Annotated in this window: 13 protein-coding genes; 12 read left to right on the top strand and 1 reads right to left on the bottom strand. The window is 56.5% G+C overall.

Features of this window, described 5'->3' with window-relative positions; translation table 11 throughout:
- Window positions 1–79: 79 nt before the first annotated feature.
- Entirely contained in the window at window positions 80–2,230 is a 2,151-nt protein-coding gene (locus tag BUA44_RS09860; protein WP_255370522.1) for a carbohydrate-binding domain-containing protein, read from the bottom strand.
- A 217-nt stretch (window positions 2,231–2,447) separates the two neighbouring features.
- On the opposite strand from BUA44_RS09860, the gene BUA44_RS09855 reads away from it, so the two are divergent.
- The 12 genes from BUA44_RS09855 to nadE all read left to right on the top strand — a co-directional run bounded on the left by BUA44_RS09855 (window position 2,448) and on the right by nadE (window position 21,394).
- Window positions 2,448–4,043: a hypothetical protein gene (locus BUA44_RS09855; RefSeq protein ID WP_072811472.1), complete on the top strand. Its 1,596-nt coding sequence runs from the start codon at window positions 2,448–2,450 to the stop codon at window positions 4,041–4,043.
- A 5-nt stretch (window positions 4,044–4,048) separates the two neighbouring features.
- Window positions 4,049–5,383 (top strand): U32 family peptidase C-terminal domain-containing protein, encoded by a 1,335-nt coding sequence (locus tag BUA44_RS09850; protein WP_072811470.1) that lies wholly within the window; start codon window positions 4,049–4,051, stop codon window positions 5,381–5,383.
- Between the two features lie 9 nt (window positions 5,384–5,392).
- Entirely contained in the window at window positions 5,393–5,845 is a 453-nt protein-coding gene (locus BUA44_RS09845) for a hypothetical protein (protein ID WP_072811468.1), read from the top strand.
- Window positions 5,846–5,862: 17 nt separating this feature from the next.
- Window positions 5,863–7,854 (top strand): alginate O-acetyltransferase AlgX-related protein, encoded by a 1,992-nt coding sequence (locus tag BUA44_RS09840; RefSeq protein ID WP_255370521.1) that lies wholly within the window; start codon window positions 5,863–5,865, stop codon window positions 7,852–7,854.
- Between the two features lies 1 nt (window position 7,855).
- Window positions 7,856–8,626: a transglutaminase family protein gene (locus tag BUA44_RS09835; protein ID WP_072811466.1), complete on the top strand. Its 771-nt coding sequence runs from the start codon at window positions 7,856–7,858 to the stop codon at window positions 8,624–8,626.
- A 35-nt stretch (window positions 8,627–8,661) separates the two neighbouring features.
- Complete coding sequence (locus BUA44_RS09830; protein ID WP_072811464.1) at window positions 8,662–11,463, top strand: TIGR02171 family lipoprotein; 2,802 nt, start codon at window positions 8,662–8,664, stop codon at window positions 11,461–11,463.
- Between the two features lie 3 nt (window positions 11,464–11,466).
- Window positions 11,467–14,259: a TIGR02171 family lipoprotein gene (locus tag BUA44_RS09825; RefSeq protein ID WP_143151938.1), complete on the top strand. Its 2,793-nt coding sequence runs from the start codon at window positions 11,467–11,469 to the stop codon at window positions 14,257–14,259.
- On the top strand, window positions 14,256–15,770 hold the full coding sequence (locus BUA44_RS09820; protein WP_072811460.1) for a hypothetical protein: 1,515 nt from the start codon (window positions 14,256–14,258) through the stop codon (window positions 15,768–15,770). The genes BUA44_RS09825 and BUA44_RS09820 overlap by 4 nt, the downstream gene beginning before the upstream one ends.
- Window positions 15,771–16,178: 408 nt before the next feature.
- A complete protein-coding gene (locus tag BUA44_RS09815) occupies window positions 16,179–17,618 on the top strand; it encodes a DnaA ATPase domain-containing protein (protein WP_255370520.1) in 1,440 nt (479 codons plus the stop codon).
- Complete coding sequence (locus BUA44_RS09810) at window positions 17,618–18,484, top strand: NAD-dependent epimerase/dehydratase family protein (protein WP_072811458.1); 867 nt, start codon at window positions 17,618–17,620, stop codon at window positions 18,482–18,484. The genes BUA44_RS09815 and BUA44_RS09810 overlap by 1 nt, the downstream gene beginning before the upstream one ends.
- 71 nt (window positions 18,485–18,555) lie before the next feature.
- On the top strand, window positions 18,556–19,737 hold the full coding sequence (locus BUA44_RS09805) for a hypothetical protein (protein ID WP_072811456.1): 1,182 nt from the start codon (window positions 18,556–18,558) through the stop codon (window positions 19,735–19,737).
- A gap of 94 nt (window positions 19,738–19,831) precedes the next feature.
- The gene (nadE, locus tag BUA44_RS09800; protein ID WP_072811454.1) at window positions 19,832–21,394 is read left to right on the top strand and encodes an NAD(+) synthase; all 1,563 of its coding nucleotides are present in this window, start codon (window positions 19,832–19,834) and stop codon (window positions 21,392–21,394) included.
- Window positions 21,395–21,433 lie beyond the last annotated feature (39 nt).

The raw sequence follows: 21,433 nt of genomic DNA, 5'->3' as shown, positions 1-21,433 counted from the left end.
TAATTTTGGGGTGGCTAGCGAAGGCTTTTACTCAAAAAAAGCTTCGCCAGTTTTGCGGGTGTGATTTAAATCACTTTCGCTACTTGTAGTAGTACTTGAGCCCGTTGGGGAATTCGACCGTCTGCATGCCGCTGGTATTTACTTGCGCTACGGAGGTCACGGAACCGCCATAGAGGATCATGCTGCCCGAACCCTTCGGGGCGAATGCCGCGCTTGCGCTACCGTAGGCCGTACCTGCGGTGTACGATGTGGCTGTGCAGTTCGGGTATTCTTCGGTCTGGCTACCGAACCCGAGGAACACACCGCCCGTAATGGTGAACCCGTTGTCGGTATCGATGAGGCCGCCTGCCATATTGGTGGAACAAGATCCGGAGCTGCCGCTCTGGCCGGGCCTGCTGCCGCCACCCATGCCGCCGCTGCTTGCAGGTATTTCTACGATGACTACACCACCGCTCTGCTTTGCCGTGCCGTTCGCGTCGAGCACGTCGATGTCGTTGCCCGAGGCGCTTATGTAGTGGTAGCCGCCGGTGATGACGATGTAGCCCTTGCTGCTGCTCTGCATGCCGCCACCGCCGAAGCCGCCCCACTGGGAACCGCTGGAGGTGCCCGGGTCGGCAGAACCGCCTGCCGCATTCCAGCCGTCGTCAGTGCCGTATGTCGCGGTGATGCCGCCTTCTGCAAAGATGTAGAAGGCTTCCATGCCTTCCACGGCTTTCTCGACGTTCACGGTAGAACCTGCGAGGTGCAGTGCGGAATCTGCATGGATGCCGTCGTCGCCTGCGGAGACCGAGATGATTCCTCCGTTCATTTGCACGTTCTGCTCGCTATGAATGCCGTCGTTGGAGGCGTTGACCTTCACGGTCCCGGCATCAAAGATGATGTTGTTGAATGCCTGGATGCCGTCATCGCCTGCGGTGATGTCAATCGTGCCTCCGGTGATGCTTACGATGCCCTTGCCCTGGACAATAACCGTGTCGTTGCCGTTCACTGCGTATTCGTCACTCTTGATGCCGTCGCCACTAGTCGCCTTGACGGTAATGGTGCCTTTTTCGATGTCAACAAGTCCCTTGCCCTTCAGGCCGTTGTTCTTCGCGGTCACGTTTACGGTGGTTTCGCCGCGGAAGCGCAGGTCGTTGCTCGTGTGGATGCCGTTGTTGTAGTTGCCCTTCACGGTCAGCGAACCTTCGCCCTTGATGGTAAGGTCGTCCTTCGCGTAGATGCAGGCGCCGGTCGTATCCACCTTCGTTTCGCCGTTCGCGTTCACGTAGGTGAATGCCTTGGTGCGGGTGCTTGCGTCGGAGAGCGTGTTCTCGGTGCCGGCCTTCGCGACGACGAACGCCTTGCTTGCCATCTGCACGTAGATGACGGCATCGGCATTGTTCGTCAGCGTGAGCCCGCGCAGGTTCAGGTATACGCCGCTGTCGCTCTTGGGGGAGTATACGCGGATTTGAGCGTCGTTACCCGTGTAGGAACCGCTGAAGTCGTAGTCGCCCGCGCAGGTAATTACGACCTCGCCGCCGTTCACCTCGACGCAATTGTTGTTGTTTGCTACGCTTGCACCGCTAGCGGCGTAGGTAATCACGGGTGTGTTCCCGTTGGAGGGCTCGACAACCGGGACAACGCTTGCACTGCTCGTTTCGGTGCCTGCCGAAGACGTGGGCTTGTACGGGTTGTCGCCTGTGGTACTGCTGGAACTGGCCTTCTCTGCCGGAGTTTCGGACGAAGACGACACGACGATTTCTGTCAGGAATTGCTTGTTGCAATCGCTGTCGAAGAAGAACGTTGCTCCATCGGTGTCGCGGTAGTAAGAAACATTCGCGAGTTTATAAAGGAAGGTGGCCGTGCCTGCATCGCATGTGGTAGATGCGGAAGACGGAATGACGGGTGCATCTTCGGGAGGCAACGGTGTCGTACCCGGATCTTGCGGAATATCTGCTTCGGCGGAACTTGTTGGCGCTTCCTCTACGGGAGTACCGATAGTGCCGTCCGGGTTAATCCAGAAGGCGAGACTGCCGTTTGCGTCGAGGCACATGATGGTCGCGCCGTCGGCGGCGTAGAAGCCGGTGTATCCGTCTGCGTTGCAGATATTTGCAGTAGCTTCTGCCGAATCTGTTCCGGAATCGCCCGTTGCGGGAGACTGAACGCTGGAACTGTCGTCGGAGCAGCCTGCGAGGAGCCCGAACGCAATCAGACTAGAAATTGTGAGTCCTTTTTTAATATTTGTTTTCATGTTAAACATCCCTTTTTCCAAACAACCCGGGATGGGCTTGTCTTCTTAAAAAGTTACCTTGTTGCAATTCAAATTTGGGGTAATTTTTGCAATATTTTTTGAAATACGAAAAAGTTATCGGGGGCTTTTGTTCCGTTCGGAACGAATCGGGTCAAAAAATACCTGTTGCGTTTTTGACAACATTCTGCGTACAGTTTAAAAAAACTAAATTGCGGTTATGATTCTTGTAAAATCACGCACATACGCCTTTACGGCTCTTGTAGCCACGACGTTGCTTTCTACGCAAGCGGTTGCGGGTTCGCCCGTAATCGGTACGGAACACTCCCGTAACCTGCGCACGCTCGAAATGGCGCCGATGCTTTTTGAATACCACCGGCAGACCGTCGGGGAGGGCAGGCAGTTCTTTGCCTACCCGCAGCGCGATACCTCGTTTATCCGGCACTTTGCCGAAACGGAAGGCAAGGCGCTCCTGTATTACGACAACATGCGGGGCGGCGCCATATCGGGGCACGGAATCGATATGACGTGCCACGACGGTGATACGGCGTGCGTGCGCGTAAAGAACGAACTCCAGACGAAACTCCCGTCGATTGCGATTGCGACAAGCGTCGTTGGCGGTATTGACTACCGCGGGGGAGAAACTCTCGGCGATACCATCTGGCCGGGAATCGATGGAGGTGTCTACCTGCGCGGCTACGCGGATTCTCTAGAATTCGTGCTCGATGCGCGCATCTATGACGAAGGGCATTCTGCCTCGTACCCGAAATCGTGGGACCGCGAATTCCTAGAATTCCAGAAAGAAGAAAACAATTCCGGCATGGAGTACACGAGTTACGCTCGCTACCGTACGCACTTCGCGTTCAATTACGACTGGATTCGCGTGGACCTTGCCCGCGACGTGCTGCACTGGGGCCCGGGCTATTACAACAACCTGACGTTGAACCAGTTCGCGCTCCCGTACAATATGTTTTCTGTGGATTTGCAGCTCGGACCTCTCCATGTATTCAGTTTTTACGGCGACCTGCGTATTTATGGCAGCATGAGTGACAAGAACAAGGATGAAACCCGCAATATATTCGGTCACCGCTATGAACTTGCTGTCGGGAACGCCACGTTTGGCATCAGCGAACTTACGATTCTTTACGATAACCTGAAACCCTGGCTCTTTGTGCCGACTGTACCGCTCTTTATGGAGAAAGGCAACTATTCCGAGAGCAGTAACAACGGTGCCTTGGCGATGGACTTTAACTACAGGCTCTTTAATACCGTGCGCCTTTACACGGAATTCTTCCTGGACGACATGGAATCCCCGATTAGCCTCGTGAAAAACGATAACATCGAGGCGAAGTGGGCTTGGATGGCCGGTTTGCAGGCGGGCCATGACTTCTATCTCAAGGGGCACAGGATTGAGGCCGGTACGATTGCCGAATACGCCCGTGTAGAACCTTATGTTTACTCGCACTTTATAAAGAACACCGCCCAGATGGCGCATCTCGGTTACCCGCTCGGAAACCAGGGTGGCCCCAACAGCCAGACCATCGACTGGACCGTGTACGGACGGCTCGACAAGCATATATTTGCATCGGTTCGCAATACCTGGTTCTGGAAGGGGACGGATTACGGAAGTGCCGTGAACGATACGACCCCGCACCACAACCACATGAAGATTCACAAGAAGTTCCTCGATGGTGCGAAGATGCAGTACTCGCTCACGCCCGCGATAAGCTATGAGGGGCAATACGTGAGCTTCATGGGCGAAATCACCTTCATTGACGACCGCAAGGTTTACCTGCGTGCCGGATTCAAGTGGTAGTGCGGATGAAAAAGCCTGAATTGTTGGCGCCTGCGGGCGACTTGACCCGTATGAAGTATGCCTATGCATACGGCGCGGATGCCGTGTATGCGGGGCAACCCGCGTTTTCTCTCCGTGCCCGCGAGAACGGGTTCAAGAACCTGGACGACCTCGCCGAAGGCATTGCGTATGCGCGTAAACTCGGGAAGAAGTTTTACCTCACGAGCAACGTGATTCCCCGTAACGTGAAGGTGGAATCGTTCCAGAAGGCTCTGCTTGCGGCGATAGAACTTAAGCCCGATGCCCTCATTGTTGCTGACCCCGGTTTTGTGGGCTGGCTCCGGAAGGAACGCCCCGATGTGGAAATACACCTCTCGGTGCAGGCGAATACCACGAACTACCTGGCCGCAAAGTTTTGGCACGACTTGGGGGTGCGCCGCATCATATTGAGCCGTGAACTTCGTTTGTCTGAAATTTTAGAGATAAAGGAAAAGTTGCCGGACCTTGAACTGGAAGTGTTCGTTCACGGGGCGGTGTGCATGGCCATGTCGGGCCGTTGCATGCTCAGCAACTGGGTGACCCACCGCGATGCGAACCAGGGTGCCTGCGACAACAGTTGCCGCATGCCTTACCGCCTGTATGCCAACTCCGGCCCGCAGGTCGAGGATTACCGCGAGCACGAGGGAGAGTTCAGCCTGCAACGCACGGACCGCCCGGAACTCCCTCCGGTAGCGCTCGACGAGGATACCTGGGGAACCTACTTCATGAGCAGTCGCGACCTGTGTGCGCTGGATGTTATCCCCGAGCTGGTGAAGGGCGGGCTCGATTCCTTCAAGATAGAGGGACGTACGCGCTCGGTCTATTACCTCTCGCAGGTGGTACGCGCCTACCGCATGGCAATCGATGCCGTTCACGGGTCGCTGGAAGGTGGTGCCGAGGCTTCACCGGAACTTGTGCCACAGGAATCCCGCAGGGCGATAAAGTTCGTGGATGGCCGCGGGTTCATGCCCGGCTTTTTGCGTGGACCGCTCCCGCAGAATTACGAGTCTACCCATGTGGCTGCCGAAGGCGGGTGCGTTGCTGCCCAGGTGCTCGATTACGACCCCGCGACAAACTCCTGCCGCGTGAACGTGAAGAACCCCTTCTGCATGGACGATACGCTCGAACTGATGACCCCTTCGGGCATGTGCCGCTGCGAGGTGGATAGCCTGCTCGATTTCAGGGGCGCTGCCGCCGACCGGTTGAACCCGGGTACGGAAGGGCGTGTTTTTTTACAGGGAAATGTGCTAAAGGACACAGAAAAGGCTGTTTTTGGGTTCTTTGTAAAGAATATCACAGCGCGGGAATCGCTGAAAACGTAAATTATAAGTATGGCAGTCGACGAAGCGACAAAGAAACAGGACGAACTAGAGCTTTACCAGATTGATGATAAGGCAATCGTGCCTTTTTTCAAGGATCATCTGGATGACTTGAAGAAGTTTGTCGATGCCCACAAGGGGCAGGGGCTTTCGCTCCTGGAACTTTTGAAGCAGTTTATACGCACGTACCGCCTCCCTTTCAACATGCAGCGCTACATGGAAGTCCAGAGAACGTTTATCCAGCAGACGCTGCGAAGCCAACTCGAAAACCGCCAGGCGGCGGTAAGTAACTGGATTCAGGAACATGCGGGTAGGCACCGTGATCGCATGATTCAGCTGCAGTGCCTGTACCTTGAACGCGTGAAGGGCTCGCTCCTCCCGCAGGTGCAGGAACTTCTGGAACGCCGTATCGAATCCTTGAAGGCCAAGGAATCGGGCCACGGTGAAGATTCTAACAAGACATAAGGTAACCGGGAGAACCTATGACCCGTAATTTTTTGCGTAGGAACGGCGCTTTAGTGGGCGTTGTGTTTGCATCTTTTTCGCTTGCCCTGCTTGCCTGTGCTTCGGGTGATACCCCGAAACCCGCGACAGAATCGACGGAAATGAGTGCGGGTGCACCCGGTGTGACGGCTTTGCCGGCAGATTCGACTGTACCTTCGACGATGTTTGAGATGCGGGTGGTCGACGAGGACCGGCAATGGCGTATTGTCGGCAAGCCCACGATGGCCGCCCTTGATTTTGCCGCCTACTTTGCGAACCCGATTCGCCTTGCGGGCAAGGACGAAAAGCCTGAGAACTATAAGGGCAAGATGTCAGGCGTAAAGTTGACGGACTATCCGTTCCCGATGCTTGACTCGATACAGGAACATGAACCTTCTGCCGTGAACGGGCGTATGCCGGTGGCGTGGGAACCCTTGTCCAAGTTGCTCTATACGCAGACGGGGAGTGATTCCCTTGCGCAGGTCATTGGCGCAGTGGAGGCGGTCAAGTGGGATGAACCCGAGGTGTTCAGGGCTTTCCAGACGGTGACCCGCCTGTGGGGCGTGCCCATGAGCGATGGCTCTGTCGAGTGGTGGGCCGAAGTGATGCCTGCGCAGTGGACCGGACGTACGGCTTTTTACGGGAAACTGAAGCTTGCTTCGCGTGGCGAAACTGCCGAGGTGCTGAACTTTTACCTCACGGCGGAGATGAATGCGGAAGATGCCCAGAACTGGGCGCGTACGCTGTCTTCGTACTGGTACCCGACGCTCAATACCGATTTGGAACCGCATTCTGCGGGCGCCCCGTGGGAGGCAAAGGCCGACTGCAGGCCCTTTGCCGTAATGCGCGGGAACCCGATGGGGAAACCCATGTGGATTGCCTTTGACGTGCCTGCCTTCCGCCTTACGGACGAGGCTCTGCGTGCCCAGCAGGTGGCCGATTCGCTTGCCGCCGCGGGCGAGGTGGTGCCGGTGAACCGCATGCTTGACACGACCTCGGATGCGCGCCTGCAGACGCTCTCCTCGCTGGAAGGCTCTTGCCCCGCGAACGCGGAAACCGCGAAGTTCCGCTCGGCGCTCGAGAATACGCTTGCGAAACTCCCGAAGGAACAGAACGCCTGGGCGACTGCGGGAGCATCGCCCGCAGAGACCTTCCTCTGGTTCCGCCGCAATGCAAACTACCTGCTTGCAGACAAGATAACCGGGCAAGATAGCCTGCACAACCCGCTCCCGCGCCTGCTGGAACTTAAACACTACCTGGATTCCATCGGGGTGCAACTGCTCGTGGTTCCCGTTCCCGTGAAGGAAGAAATTTACGCCGAGCGCCTTGTGGCGGGGACGCCTGCTGACCTCTGCGTGAACCCCGCGGGCCGCGAATTTACCCGCGAGATGCTTGCCGCCGGGCTTGACGTGCTTGACATTTACCCGGCGCTCATGGCGGCCAAGGCGGGCGACGAGCCCCCGCACTTTAGCTATCAGCGCTACGATACGCACTGGTCGCTCCCCGGTATGCTTGCCGCCATGGAACAGCTTGCCGCCCGTGTGACGCAGTACAGCTGGTACGGCGATGCCGGAGCGAAGCCGGGTTCGCTCAACATGCAGGAGACGACGACCTTGCGCGAAGGCGACCTGGTGGCGCACCTGCCCGATGCGGAGAAGGCGAAGTACCCTGCAGATACATTGCCTGCAATGAAGATTTTCAAGGGCGCCGAACCCTACAAGGGCGGCAAGAATGCGCCGATTCTCCTGATGGGGGATTCCTTTACGGGCGTGTTCGAGTCCGTGGACCAGAAGAGCGGCGGGCCGGGTTCCCTGCTGGCCTATGCGACGGGGCTCGACGTGCAGGTGCTTACCAGCTGGGGCGGAGGCCCGGGCGTTTACCACCGCATGATGAAGATGAAGAAGGATATGCAGAGCAAGAGGCTTGTCGTCTACATGATGACCGCGCGCGATTTCTGGCAGTCCCCGATGGAATGGGACGCGCTAAGGTAAGATGCTTGCACGCCTCTCGTCGATATTCTCCCGATTTTTCTGGCCTCTGCTAGTCGTGCTGCTGGCGGTTTCGCTCACGCTTGTGCTGTGGACGGGCCGCCCTGAAAACGTGCGGTATACCGAGATGGCGTGCACGTTCGAGAACCGTGCACCCGCGTGTATTGACAGTGTTCGCGACTGGCACGAGGGTCTTGCCTTCTATGACAGTAGTTTGTCTGTAACAGGCGATACGCTTGCATCGCTGAAGGCGCTCCTGTGGGAATTTTGGAACATTGAGTTTGCGGGGGCGGGCGAGGCGTCCATCGCCCACGATGCGGTACTCCCGCTGCGGGTACTTGAAACGCGACGCTCCGGCTGCATGGGGCTTTCGTGGCTTGCGATGATGGTCGCCGAAGCCCGTGGAATTCCGCTTGAGGTAATTCTCCTGCCGGGGCACGTTTATTTGCGCTACGGCAAGGATGACGGCCGCGCGCAGGCGGAATCTGCGTCAAAAACGGTGAACCTGGAACCCAACCGGCGTGGCTATACCTACACGGATGAGGAATACCGCGAGAAGTACAAGGCGGGTCGATGGACCGGCCTTGAATTCAAGCCGCTTACGCCTGCGCAGTTTACGGGCCTGGCCGCATTCGACATGGGAAATTTGTATCTAGAAACGGAACCGACCCGCGCGCTGCGCTGGTACCGGCTGGCTGGAGACCTTTTCCCCGAGTATCCGGGAATCTCCGAGAACCAGAAAATAGCGAAGAGCCGCCTTCCCGACAAGTTCTAGTGGGCTCACGCCTTTAAAAAATCTATTTTAGGGATATGCGACCCGTGTCTAACATTGAGGCCATTTTTGGTGTACGGAGTGCGTTTGCCCTGGCGAGCGCTTTCCTGTGTTGCATCATGGGTGCGTGTTCGAATTCGGAAATGCCCTCCGACCCGGCAGATTCCGCATTGGTCGAAATAGCCTCTGATACTCTCGAAGGCATGCTCCGTGTAAGGGCTGCTGGCGCATCGGTAATTTTGGGCTCGGATGAAAGTTCCCGCCCGATCGACCGTCCTGTTTCCATTGCAGAATTCTCTTATGACTATTCGATGGGTCGTCATGAAGTGACTTGTGGTGAATTTAACGCGCTGATGAAAGGAGCGGCAGGTCTCGAACTGGCCTGCGAAAACGGTGACATTCCTGCGACCGACATTACTTTCTACGATGCGGTACTTTTTGCTAACGCCCGCAGCAAGGCCGAAGGTCTCGATACCGCCTATACTTACGCCTCGGCCAGCTTTGATGCGGGGAATCATTGCACGAATCTGGAGGGCTTTGCGTTCCACACGGAAATAGATGCATATAGACTCCCGACCGAAGCCGAATGGGTGCTTGCCGCGCGCCAGGGCTGGAATGCCGAGGATGGCTGGACTGCCGAAAATTCGGGTTATAGCCTGCATGCCGTATGCGGGAAGGTTGCAATAGACGGTTTTTGTGACATGGCTGGGAACGCGATGGAGTGGGTGAATGACTGGCTTGGCAACTACAATTCGGCGAGGTACAGGAACCTCGTTGGCGCATCGGACGGGGGAACGCTTGGACAGCGCGTCGTTAAGGGAGGCAGCTACCGCAATGCTGCGTCCTCGATTGCGCTATACACCCGTGGCGATGTCTATACGGTGACGTCTTCTACCCGTGCCGATTATGTTGGGTTCCGCCTGGCGTTCGGAGCAATTCCCGAACCCGCCTGGATCGGACGCGATGGCTATGCAGCCGAAAGCCGAGTTGTTCCGCTGGCGAATTCCACGAGAATCAGGGCACTTACGGGAACATACCGGAGCAAGCTTGTTTTCCGCAACGACGTTACGGGTTCCCTTTCATATGTGGACTATTCTACGGGAGGCCAGTCCGTTGTCGAATTGCAGGATACCTACGGCGCGTACCATCCGGACATATCTCCCGATGGAAGGGTTGTCGCATATTGCACGGGGCTTGAGGGCGTTTCCGGGAAGTCTTCTGTGTATGTGCGTTCTCTTGGCGGCTCTGGCCTGGGCCCTGTGCAACTTCGTGTTGAATCTGCGGCCATACCGCGCTGGCGCGTACTCGGGAATGGCGATACGGTGATTGTCTACGTGAGCGATGCGGGCAACAACAAGGACGGAGCAACCTTCCGGGCGTCATCTACCTGGCAGGTGTCTTTCAAGGGCGGCAAGTTTGGCGAACCCGAGAAACTTTTTGACGGCGCGTATCATGGTGGCATAAGCGATGACGGGACTCTCGCGGTGAGCGGCGCAAGGCTCCTGCGAGCGCGAATCGCTTCACCCGGTTCGACGGTGTTCGGGGATGCCCGCGATACGGTGTGGTACAATGGCGAGCAGGCCTGCAATGCATCGCTTGCCAAGGATAGCAGCAAGCGCACGTTATTCCTGGATTTCGCAAGCAAGACGGGGCGTGAATTTGTGGGCGAGGATTACGGGGTGCACGAGCGTATGCTGGTGCTTGATTCTACCGGCAACCTGGTGCAGTCTGTTGCCGCCCCTTCGGGCTATTCGTTTGACCATAGCGAATGGGCGGGTAGCGGGAATGTCGCGCTTGCCGTTGCAACACTTGCAAACAATGACGGTGCGCACAAAAAGATTGCGGTCGTGAATCTCGCGGATTCTTCCATCGTGGAACTAGCCGAGGGCGATGAACTCTGGCACCCCGCCTTGTGGGCGAAACAAGGGGTTTCTCCTTCTGAAGATGCTCTCCTGGACCCGGACAGCGCGGGCGCATATCTTGTGCCGGGGCTCGACGCCTCGCACGAGGCGCTCCGCGTGAAGATGGAACTCTTCTGGAACAACGTGGAGAGGCTCGAATACATCTTTGTGGGCAGTTCGCGTGTCGAGGACGGGCTGATTCCGGATTCGCTTACTGCGGGGTTTGCGCTCAACATGGGCCACCCGATGAACTCGATGGACGCCTCGTTCTACGTGGCGCGCAACTACGCGCTCAATCACGCGAGGAATTTGAAGGCGGTCGTGTTCTCGCTGGACTTTGACCTGTGGCAGATTGCGGACGAATATACGGATGAACTCGTTTCCGGGGCTCCCGGCTACGCCTACGACAGGAATCACGACTTCTGGAAATCCGGCGTGCCGGAATCGCTCGTGGATTTCGTGAACGAGTCGTACCCTGCAAGCGAGGAAAACAGGAATGTATTCTATGCGAGCCGCGGCTATCACTACAACAGTGCGGCCTCCTGGGGAGAACCTCTTGTAGAAATCGATTCCGCCTGGCTCTCCTCGATGCCCGGAATTGTCGGGTGGCAAATGGAGCGCCTGCGCTCGTTTGTTGCAGCCGCAAGCGAGAAGGGCGTTGCCGTGGTGGGAATCGTTTTCCCGCAGAACCCCCGGTATAGTGAAACGGGTTCGTTCGGGCGCTATGGCCTGTTGCGGGGCGAAGCCCGTGCTCTGCTGGATTCCGTGCGTGCGGTTGCAGGGGAATACCCGAATTTTTACGTGATGGACGAAAACAGGATGGGGGCGCATGACTACACCGACGGTATGGCGCTCAATACGGACCATCTTGCCTTTGATGGCGCAGTTCAGATGACGCATCGCCTGGATTCACTGCTAAAGACGTTGGGGAAGGAGTAACGGTTGAAAAGAAATAAGTTGCTTGTGTTGTGGATGCTGTGTTTGGTTTTGCCGAGCCTGCTTTCTCTGGTGGCGTGTTCCAATGCGGATTCCGTGTCGGATGATTCTGCGGATACAAAGAAGTTCGGCTCGATGGAATTTGTCGTTTTCGCGGATAAGGACAAGATGGTGACTCTCGGTTCCGATGACGAGAAGGCCAAAACAAACGAGAAGCCTTCGATGGACGTGGTGCTCGATTACAGGTTCTATATCAGCAAGAACGAGGTGACCTGCGGGGATTTCAGGAGTGTATTGAAGGACTATGACGCCTATGCTAATCTGCCGGATTGCGAAAGCGACTCGTTGCCGGTAGTGAATGTGAGCTATTTCGATGCAGTCCTGTTCGCGAACGAGATGTCGAAACGGCAAGGCTACGATACCGCCTATACCTATGCGGTTGCATCTTTTGGAGAGGAAGGCTGTTCGGGATTGTCTGACCTGAAGTTCGACCCGACGGTTGATGCGTTCAGGCTTCCGACGGAAGCGGAATGGGTGTATGCTGCAGGGATTGGATGGAATACCGAAAATGCATGGACGTCGCGCAATGCGGGCAATACCCTTCACGCCGTCTGCTCCCTCCCCGAAAGTGCTGCGGGCCTCTGCGATATGGCGGGGAACGCGATGGAATGGGTGAACGACTGGCTGGGAAATTTCAAGGACACGCTGGTGGTAAACTATGTGGGGGCTACCGATGGCGGCCCCTTGGGGGAGCGGGTGCTGAAGGGTGGCTCGTACAGGCAGGAACCCTCGACGGTCGGGCTTGTCACGCGCGGGGATGTCTATACGACTACATCCGCTTCGAGGACGAACTATGTCGGGTTCAGGCTCGCCTTCGGGAATATCCCGGCTGCCACGTGGTTTGAAGGGACGGAGAAACCTACGGTAGGTGGCGGCTTTTCGTCGCTCGTGATGGCGAATACGGTGCGCTCGCTTACGAGAACTTTCAAGACGAAGTTTGCTTTCCGTAACGACGTTACGGGGAATCTCGCGTATATCGACTATTCTGTCGCGGGTTACCTGGTTCACGAAATCGCGGACACCATGCAGGTTTACCACCCCGACATATCGCCCGATGGCATGCGTGTTGCATTCTGCACGGTCCTTGAGGGTGTTTCCGGAAAGTCCGCTTTGTACGTGCGCGACCTCGACGATTCGGGAACGGGGCTTGTGAAGCTCGATGTGGAATCGGCAGCAATTCCGCGCTGGCGCGTTCTCGAGAACGGCGATACGGTAATCGTGTACGTGAGCGATGCGGGCAACAACAAGGATGAAACTGCGTTCCGTGCGAAGTCTACCTGGCAGGTGAAGTTTTCGGGAGGCAAGTTCGGCGAACCGCAAAAACTTTTTGACGGCGCGTATCATGGAGGCATAAGCGATGACGGCCGGCTTGCTGTTACGGGTGCAAGGCTCCTGCGTGCGCGCATTGCGAAGGCGGGTGCAAACACATACACCGACGCCCGCGATACGGTGTGGTACAATGGCGAGCAGACGTGCAATGCGAGCCTCTCGAAGGACGGTTCGAAACGTACGGCGTTCCTCGATTTTGCATCGGCGACAGGCCGCGAATTTGTTGGTGAGTCGTATGCGGTCCACGAACGCCTGCTGGTGATGGACAGCACGGGTGCACTTGTCGCGAGTGTGGCCGCTCCTTCGGGCTATTCGTTCGACCATACGGAATGGGCCATTGGGCGAACCTCCTCGACGCCGAACCTGCTCGTGGCGACGCTCGTGAATACCAATGGTGCGCACGAGAAGGTCGCGCTGGTCGACCTTTCCAGCGGAAAAGTTACCGAGATATTGAAGGGCGAAGAAATCTGGCACCCGTGCGTGTGGGTGAAGTCTACCAGCGTGATTGATGAAGATGCGGGCCTTTCTCCGGACAGTGCGGGCGTGTATTACGTGGCGCAGGGCTCTGCCGCGGCAGCGAGCATACGCGTCGCAATGGAAAACCTCTGGAAGTTCCGTGACTCGGCTGACCTCGTGATTCTCGGTTCCTCGCGCCCGCAGGCCGGTCTCGATCCCGGCCAGATAAAGAATGCCTTCGCGGTGAACCTTTCCAACGTGCCGAACTCGCTTTTCGTTTCGGACTACCTGTTCGAAAACTACGTGTTGCTCCACATGAAGAAGGTGAAGTACCTGGTGATTTCGCTCGATATTGATATGTGGTTCAAGACGTACGACAACGACTACGACAACTTCTTCTATAAGGAATACAGGAACTACCCCGGATACGTGTACGACGAGAATCACGATTACTGGAGTGACGGGTACCCGGAAGGGTTGCTCGAGATGACGGAAAATGCTCCGGAACCTTACAACAAGCAGTATATGCCGACTCGCGGGTATCATGTTGTCGAATGCGAGGACTGGGCGGAACCTACTACCGATTACGATGTGAACTGGTGCTCGCTGAACCCTGCCTTGCTGAACGCCAACATGCTGCGTCTGGTGGAGATAATCAGGAGCGCACGGGAGAAGAACGTGACTGTAATAGGAATCGTGTTCCCGCAGAATCCGGAATACAGGTCGACGGAAGCGTACGGAAGGTACGGCTTGACCCACGCGGAGGCGCAGAACATTGTGGATGCCCTGGCCGCGTACCAGGAAGAGTACCCCAACTTTATCCTTATGGATGAGCACAAGATGGGGAACCATGACTACGGCCCCGATATGGCGTTCAACATGGACCATCTTTGCAAGAAGGGGGCTAGCCAGCTGACTGCACGCCTGGATTCTCTCCTGGGAACGCTTGAATGATTCTTTTGCTCCTGCTTGCGGTACTGTTTGCCGTTTTCCCGCTGACCGATACCGATATCTGGTGGCACATGGCGTGCGCGCGGGAGTGGGTAACCGCGTGGACGCCGGTGCGTGGCCCTGTGGTGAACGTGCACGAATACTTTCAGCAGGTGGTTTATGCCGTGTACTGCGCCGGAGGTGCCCCGCTGCTTGTCGCCTTCAAGGCTTTGCTGTGGGGTGGCGTTTTTGCGCTGTTCCTGGTGCCCGCGGTCGGGCGGCGGGGAAGGAATGCCCGCGTATTCGGTAACCCGCTCGCGGTTACAGCCTCGGCAGTGTTGCTATTTGTATTCCGGTACCAGATGGAAATGCGCCCGGTCGTATTTACGCTGCTGTTCCTTGGGGTTTACTGGAACGCGGTGCCGTGGCAGCTTGCCCGGCTTGTTGCGGGCGAAAAGGCGATACCTGGCGATAGACGTGCCGCGGAATGCGCAAGGACATGCCTTGTCGCAATCGCCTTGCTCGTATTGCAGTGGCTCTGGTGCAGGTTCCAAGGGCTGTACATATTGGGCCCGCTCTTTGCGCTCCTGTGCCTTGCACATGTGTTGTACAGGAACCGGCCTGCGCGCTTGCCCGCACGGAAAGTTGCCTCGGTTGCTGTGCCCGCCGCATTTGTCGCGCTCCTGTTCGTGATGCCCTTCTTGCACGAAGACGGCCTGCGGCTTTTCCTCTACCCGTTCGGGCTTCTCGACCGCCTGCTCGGCCTCACTCCTTCTGCCGCAATCTTTGCGAGCGAAATCGCCGAGAACCGTAGCCCGCTAACGCTCCTCCTTGCCCGCGAAAACGTGCTTGCAAGTGCCTTGATGGTCGTGCTCGCTGCTTTCGGGGCGGTATATGCCGTCATGAGGCTAGTCCGTAGCCGCGAAAAGCTTGTGCTTTGGACAACGTTGTTTGTGACTGCGGTACTTGCGCTTGTTGCCGAAAGGAACTTCGTACTCTTTTTCCCCGTATTCCTTTCCGCCTTTATCCATCATCCCGCCCCAAGCATTTCACATTCCACATCCCACATTCCACATTCTTTTAGTCCCAAGATCTCTCAAATAGTTTCTATCGTAATCCTTGCAATTCTGCTCGGCTTCTGGGCTAAGTCGCTCACTTCGTACGATAAACACATGGTCGCCTACCAGCGCGTGCCCGTGAATGCGGCCGCCTGGATGGCGCAACACCCGCATAGTGGCCGCCTTTTCAACGATGACCGTGCGGGCGGTTACCTGGCCTTCGTGAATCCGCGCGACTCCATATATATGGATGGTCGGTTTATCCTGAAATCTGCCGAGTTTTTCGCGCGCTACCTGAGTTATGCCCGCGAGCCCGAAACGTTCCTGCGCGACGCGGACTCGCTGGGGGTCGACCGGGCCGTGTTTCCGCTGCGTTTTTATGCCCGCTGGGGCGCACTTCTGGGCGTTCTCCGGGAATCCCCGGAATGGGACGCCTGCCATGTGGATGACTTCTATATTGTTTTCTGCAAAAAATAATATTTTAAACTCACATAACGACAACAATATCAACGAGTTACGAAATTTTGTACCTTTAAAATTGCCGAAATTTGACAAAAAATGGCGATTTTTGGCAAAATAGTGCTAATTTGTTCATTATTTTCTTTGTCAAGGGATAGTTCAAAATTTTTCTGTTGATATGTTGTGCTTTGGGTAGGGATGATAGTTTGATTCCTGCGTGATTAAACACCCCAAAAATGGGGATTGAAGCGGTAATAAATTTTTTTTGGGGGCAAAATGCCGTTTTTGGGCTTTTTTCGGGGGGCTTATAAAAACCTTACGAAAGAGGAACTTTTCGGCAGGGGCCGTTATCTATTTTTTTTGACCCAACCCAATAGTTGCCTCTCTCGTTTTTACTGGTTTATTGTGGAAAATACTGTTACCTTATTGAATTTATCAGCGTCGCCCTGGCAGTCCGTGCTCGACTACGTGCGTTCCCAGTGCAACGATTTCGGCATGGCCATACTCGATACCGTGAGTTACGAAGGTATGGAAGAAGGAATCGTCTGCCTGTCTGTTCCTGACAAGTTCCGTGAAACCTGGCTAAATAGCCACTATGGTTCCCTTTTGCGCAAGGCGTTTGCAAGCGTCATGGGTAGCGCGTTTGTCGATTACCGCGTGATCCTCCGTGCTGTGTCCGCACCTGTTCCCGAGATGAAGTTTACGCCGGCAAAGCCTGCGGTAAAGCGTCCGGCGGCACCTGCGCGCCCGCGCAAGAACCGTGCACTCGGTTCCCCGATGTATGCGCGCTATACGTTCGATAACTTTGTCGTGGGCTCGTGCAATTCTACGGCATACAAGGCATGCCTCGCCGCGGCCGAGAACCCGGGCGACAAGGGAATGAACCCGCTGCTGGTTTTCGGTGCATCGGGCCTCGGCAAGACCCACCTCTTGCAGGCGGTGGCGGCGAAGCTCGTGCAGGATAGGCCCGAGTTCCGTGTCGTCTATCGCCAGGCGTACGATTTTCTGCGCGATACGGTTTCGGTGTTCGAGGCGGCGAAGGCGAAGAACTGGGAACTCCGCGACAAACTGGCCGAAAGGTTCCAGCAACTTTATTCGAAATGCGACGTGCTCGTCATCGACGATATCCAGCTGCTCAAGAAGAGCGTCTACTGCCAGGAATTCCTCGCGAAGACGATAAACAAGATGCGTAACGAGGGCAAGCTGGTGCTGCTCTCGAGCGACCGCAAGCCTGCATCGTTCAAGCGACTTGCCGAAGGTGCGCGCCCGTCGAACGATTCCGACGTGGCCGAGCTGACCTCCGCCCTGCTGAACCATCTCGAGAACTGCGTGGCGGTGGGCGTCGACCAGCCCGACCTGAACACGCGTATGGGAGTCATCCGCCAGAAGTCGGAACGTTTGCCGTTCGCAAGCGACGACCGCGAAGAAATCTGCAGGTTCCTCTCCATCCCGCCGCGTGCGAACTTCCGCCTTATCGAAGGGACGCTGAACTGGCTCGATGCGATGCACAGCCTGAACGGCGTGGAACTGAGCCTGTATTGCGTGAAGCAGTTGCTTGTGTCCCCGCAGAATGACGGTGCGACACTCACGCTGAAGAACATCAGCGAAACGGTCGCCGCTTCGTTCAATGTCGACATGGTGGTGCTCACGTCGAAGCGCCAGGACAGGGGAGCCTCCATCCCGCGCAAGGTGGCCATGTTCCTCTGCCGCGAACTCACAAGCGAAACCGAAATCGAAGTGGGGAAGATTTTTAATCGCGATTATTCCACGGTAATCGCCGCCATAAGGTCCCTTGTATCCATGATGGAATCCGACGCCGCGTTGGCGCGAAGGGTACAGGACCTCCGTTACATGCTGGAAACCTGATGAAGGTACTTGTAACGGGAGGTGCAGGCGTCGTAGGGAAGGCGCTCTGCCGGGAACTTCAGGCACGCGGAGTGTGTGTGCGCGTCCTGACTCTCCCGGGCGATACCGGCGTGGATTTGCTCCCGGAAGGCGTAGAAGTTGTTTATGGCGATGTCGCCGACTACGCCTCCATCCGGCCCGCGTTCGATGGCGTGGACTGCGTTTTCCACCTGGCGGCAATTCTCCTTTCGAGGGATGCATCCGCGTTCGAGCGCATCAATGCGGGCGGAACGCGCAACGTGGTCTCTGCCTGCCAGGATTCGGGCGTGCATCGCCTGCTTTATGTCTCCAGCATTTCGGTCACCTACCCGGTGCTCACTCCCTACGGGGCAAGCAAGCTTGCGGGGGAATCTGTGGTAAGGGAATCCGGGCTCGACTGGACCATCGTGCGGCCGACCCTCGTGATTGGTGACGGCGGGGGCGTGGAATTCAGGATGTATGCGGACTTTGTCTGCAGGTTCCCGGTCTACCCGCTCCCGGGGGGCGGTACGGCGCGCAAGAAGCCCGTCCGGAGTGTCGACCTCGTGAAGGGAATCGCTGCCGCGGGCCTTGCTCCCGAGGCTATCGGGAATACGTATGCGCTTGCGGGTCCGGAGGTCATGACGATGGCCGGGATGGCGGCGCGCATCTTGCGTACCGCGGGAAAACGCCACCTGATGGTTCCGCTGCCCTGGTGGATTGCGAAAAGGCTTGCGGTACTCCGGAACTGGATTGGCGGGCGGCGCGTTTCTGCCGAGCAGGCGCTGGCCGGATTCCTCTACGATGCAGTTCCTGACATCGAAAACGCGCGAAAAGACCTCGATTATAACCCGGAAAAGGCTCTCTAGCCCTGTTTTTTTGCTTTTTTTTGCATTTTTGCCCTAAAAGAAAGTATATTCCCTGTAAAAGAGGATATGATATGAAGCATTCTTTCCTGTTGGCGGGTGTTGCCGCCGCGTCGTTAGCGTTGTTCGCCTGTGGCGACAGTTCTCCGTCCGATACCGAAGACGATATTCTTTCTTCCCCGGGCGAAAAGACCGAATCATCTTCGTCGGTCACTGAAGACGAGTCTTCTTCGTCTGTCTCGAAGGATATTCCCAAGGGTGCACGCGCGGCCACCCTCGACGACCTCGAGAAGAACATGACCCTCAAGGGCCTGTTCGGGCGCGACATCTACCTTGCGACGGGCGAGAAGCACGGCCTGTTCTCTCTCTGGATTCCTGATACGGCATGGCTTGCCGCCCCGTCCGATTTCAAGGATGGCGTGCTCAATTTTAGCCAGGGTGCCATTACTTCTATCAAGATAGATTACGATGCGATTAAGTCCATGGAAAAGCTGGTGGAGAAGGATTCCGACCACTCCATGAGATTTATCGTGAACGAGGATGACCAGCTGCAGTATTCCCTGGATGGCGGGGAATACAAGGATGTTGGCGAGACTTCCGTCAAGAAGAATTCCTCGGTTGTCTGGAACGGCGACAGCCTTGCATCGAAGGAACTCTTTTGCAAGACCGGCGAGAATACCTTTACGGGTTATAGTTTCTATAAGGGTCGCTATGTGGCTACCGATGTTGTCCGCAATGCCGAAAAAACGAACGATTCTCTTGTATCCTGGTCTGCCGGCTATTACGACATCCACCGCGGCAAGCTCCTGATGCGCCCGCTATTCTATAGCAGTGCCGTATATGCGCTGGTGTCGGCTTCCGTAAGTTCGGATTATAAGACGTTGACTATATCAGCGGAAGAACTTTCGTGCACGTTGAGCGAATTGAAGTATAACGAAGTGCCTGCGGCCGATCTCGAGGGCGAATGGGAATCTGACGAAGGCGGCCTCGCCTGGTCTCTTGACTTGCGCACCGACCGCACCTTCGAGGTGAAGGCCTTCAAGGGCAACGAGAACAAGGCGCTCAAGCAGGGAACGTGGGATGTCTACGGCAACCAGCTGCTGATGAAGGTGACCGGCTGCCTGGGAGGCAAGTGCACTCCGGCCGTGATGGGCTCCGTCTCGAAATGGAAGGCCGGCTCGTTCTTCAACTACGGCAATTCGGATCCCGACGATCCCTCGATTCCCGAGGACTGGACTGCTCCGGAGTACGAATAGTGAAGAGGCAGAGCGCCATCGAGTGATTATGACGTTGCCGGTCTTGTGCTGGCAGCGTTTTTTATATTTGGATTGAATATACAAGAGGCTAGCCATGAAGGTTTATATAGCGCAGATGAACGTGGTTCCGGGAAAGCCGGAAGAAAATTTCAAGACGATGAAGGCCGCTGTCGCGCGCGCCAAGAAGGCGGGTGCGGAAATGGTAGTGTTCCCGGATTGTGCCGTTTCCGGGAATTACGAGGGACTCGGCTCGAGGAATACGGAATGGTCGTTCCAGAAGGCTTGCTGCGATGCGGAAAATGCCTTGCAGAAACTCTCGAAGGGTATCGAAATTCTGGTGGGTTGCAGCGAGGAGTTCGACGTGTGCATGTACAACCACTACGTGAACGGCAATATGGACGGCTGGGAGCATGATTTCGAGGTGTATTCCGGCCTGCAGCAGTTTACGCTGGAAAAGGAAAGCGAGGTGGATGCCGTCTGCGGTGTGTTCGCGAAGGACAACAGGAAGCCCGTAATCTACGTGAACGCGGTGGGGACCGAAAATTCTGGCAAGAACATCTACGCACTCGACGGCGCAAGTCGCGTCTACGACGCGAACGGCAAGGTCGCTTTCCGCATGGAGCAGTTCAAGGCGGGCGAGGCGCTCGTCGAAATCAGGAACGGCAAGGTGAAGGCTTTGCCGCTGAACGGCAAGCCCGCGCCGAAGTCCGCGAAGCCTGCCGAAAGGATTGCCCAGATTCACGATGCGCTCGTGTATATGATTCGCGAAAACCTGGCACGGTTCCATATCGCGCGCATGGTCATCGGTGCAAGCGGCGGTATCGATAGCGCGGTCTCTGCTGTCCTTTATGCGGAAGCGATTGGGCCCGAGAACGTGTACCTCGTGAACATGCCGACCCGCTTCAATTCCGACACGACGAAGAATGCGGCCCGCGACCTCGCGAAGAACCTGAAAACGCCCTACATGGTGGCCCCGATTTCAGACATGCTGAATGCGGTCTGCGATAGCCTTGACAAGTGCGAGTTTGTCCGTAGCGACAAGAAGATCAAGGTGGAAGGCCTCAACTATGAGAACCTGCAGGCGCGTACGCGTTCGGCATCGGTGCTCTTGACCGTTGCCTCCGTGCTTGGCGCCGGTGTCACCTGCAACGGCAACAAGAGCGAGGCCACTGCCGGCTACTGCACGCTTTACGGCGACAGTTGCGGCGTGATGTGCGCGCTCGGTGACCTGTGGAAGACGCAGGTGTACGAACTGGCCCGCTACATCAACCGCAAGAAAGAAATTATCCCGAAGGCCTCCATCGATATCCCGGCGAGTGCTGAACTCAGCGAGGCGATGAACGTGGACGAGGGCAAGGGCGACCCGATCAAGTATCCGTATCACGACAGGCTGTTCGCCTACTGGGTGGACCAGAACCATGGTCTCGAGGATACGGAGAAACTGCTCGAGAAGGGAACTCTCTGCAGGGAAATCGGGGCGGACCCGAAGTACTTCAAGAAGCTTTTCAAGACGAAGGCCGATGCGCTCGAAGACATGCGTGCTTGGCACAGGCGATTCCGCGGCATTGCCGTGGCAAAACGCATCCAGTTCCCGCCCATCCTTTCGCTGAGCGGGATGGCGTTCGGTGGCGAGTATCGCGAGAGCCAGGGCGTGTAGGCCCGGATTTTTTGGAAAGTTCAAGTTAGATAGGCAGGT

The sequence above is a fragment of the Fibrobacter sp. UWR3 genome, from assembly GCF_900143055.1.
Taxonomy (GTDB): Bacteria; Fibrobacterota; Fibrobacteria; order Fibrobacterales; family Fibrobacteraceae; genus Fibrobacter.
Note: the sequence above shows the minus strand (reverse complement) of the source record. Positions and strands in the feature narration are given on the sequence as shown.

Excerpts from the sequence above, each read along its gene's own strand:
- BUA44_RS09855 (WP_072811472.1), top strand. The coding sequence starts at position 2,448 with ATGATTCTTGTAAAATCACGCACATACGCCTTTACGGCTCTTGTAGCC.
- BUA44_RS09840 (WP_255370521.1), top strand. The coding sequence starts at position 5,863 with ATGACCCGTAATTTTTTGCGTAGGAACGGCGCTTTAGTGGGCGTTGTG.
- BUA44_RS09830 (WP_072811464.1), top strand. The coding sequence starts at position 8,662 with ATGCGACCCGTGTCTAACATTGAGGCCATTTTTGGTGTACGGAGTGCG.
- BUA44_RS09805 (WP_072811456.1), top strand. The coding sequence starts at position 18,556 with ATGAAGCATTCTTTCCTGTTGGCGGGTGTTGCCGCCGCGTCGTTAGCG.
- BUA44_RS09860 (WP_255370522.1), bottom strand. The coding sequence starts at position 2,230 with ATGAAAACAAATATTAAAAAAGGACTCACAATTTCTAGTCTGATTGCG.
- BUA44_RS09810 (WP_072811458.1), top strand. The coding sequence starts at position 17,618 with ATGAAGGTACTTGTAACGGGAGGTGCAGGCGTCGTAGGGAAGGCGCTC.
- BUA44_RS09845 (WP_072811468.1), top strand. The coding sequence starts at position 5,393 with ATGGCAGTCGACGAAGCGACAAAGAAACAGGACGAACTAGAGCTTTAC.
- BUA44_RS09820 (WP_072811460.1), top strand. The coding sequence starts at position 14,256 with ATGATTCTTTTGCTCCTGCTTGCGGTACTGTTTGCCGTTTTCCCGCTG.
- BUA44_RS09835 (WP_072811466.1), top strand. The coding sequence starts at position 7,856 with ATGCTTGCACGCCTCTCGTCGATATTCTCCCGATTTTTCTGGCCTCTG.
- nadE (WP_072811454.1), top strand. The coding sequence starts at position 19,832 with ATGAAGGTTTATATAGCGCAGATGAACGTGGTTCCGGGAAAGCCGGAA.
- BUA44_RS09850 (WP_072811470.1), top strand. The coding sequence starts at position 4,049 with ATGAAAAAGCCTGAATTGTTGGCGCCTGCGGGCGACTTGACCCGTATG.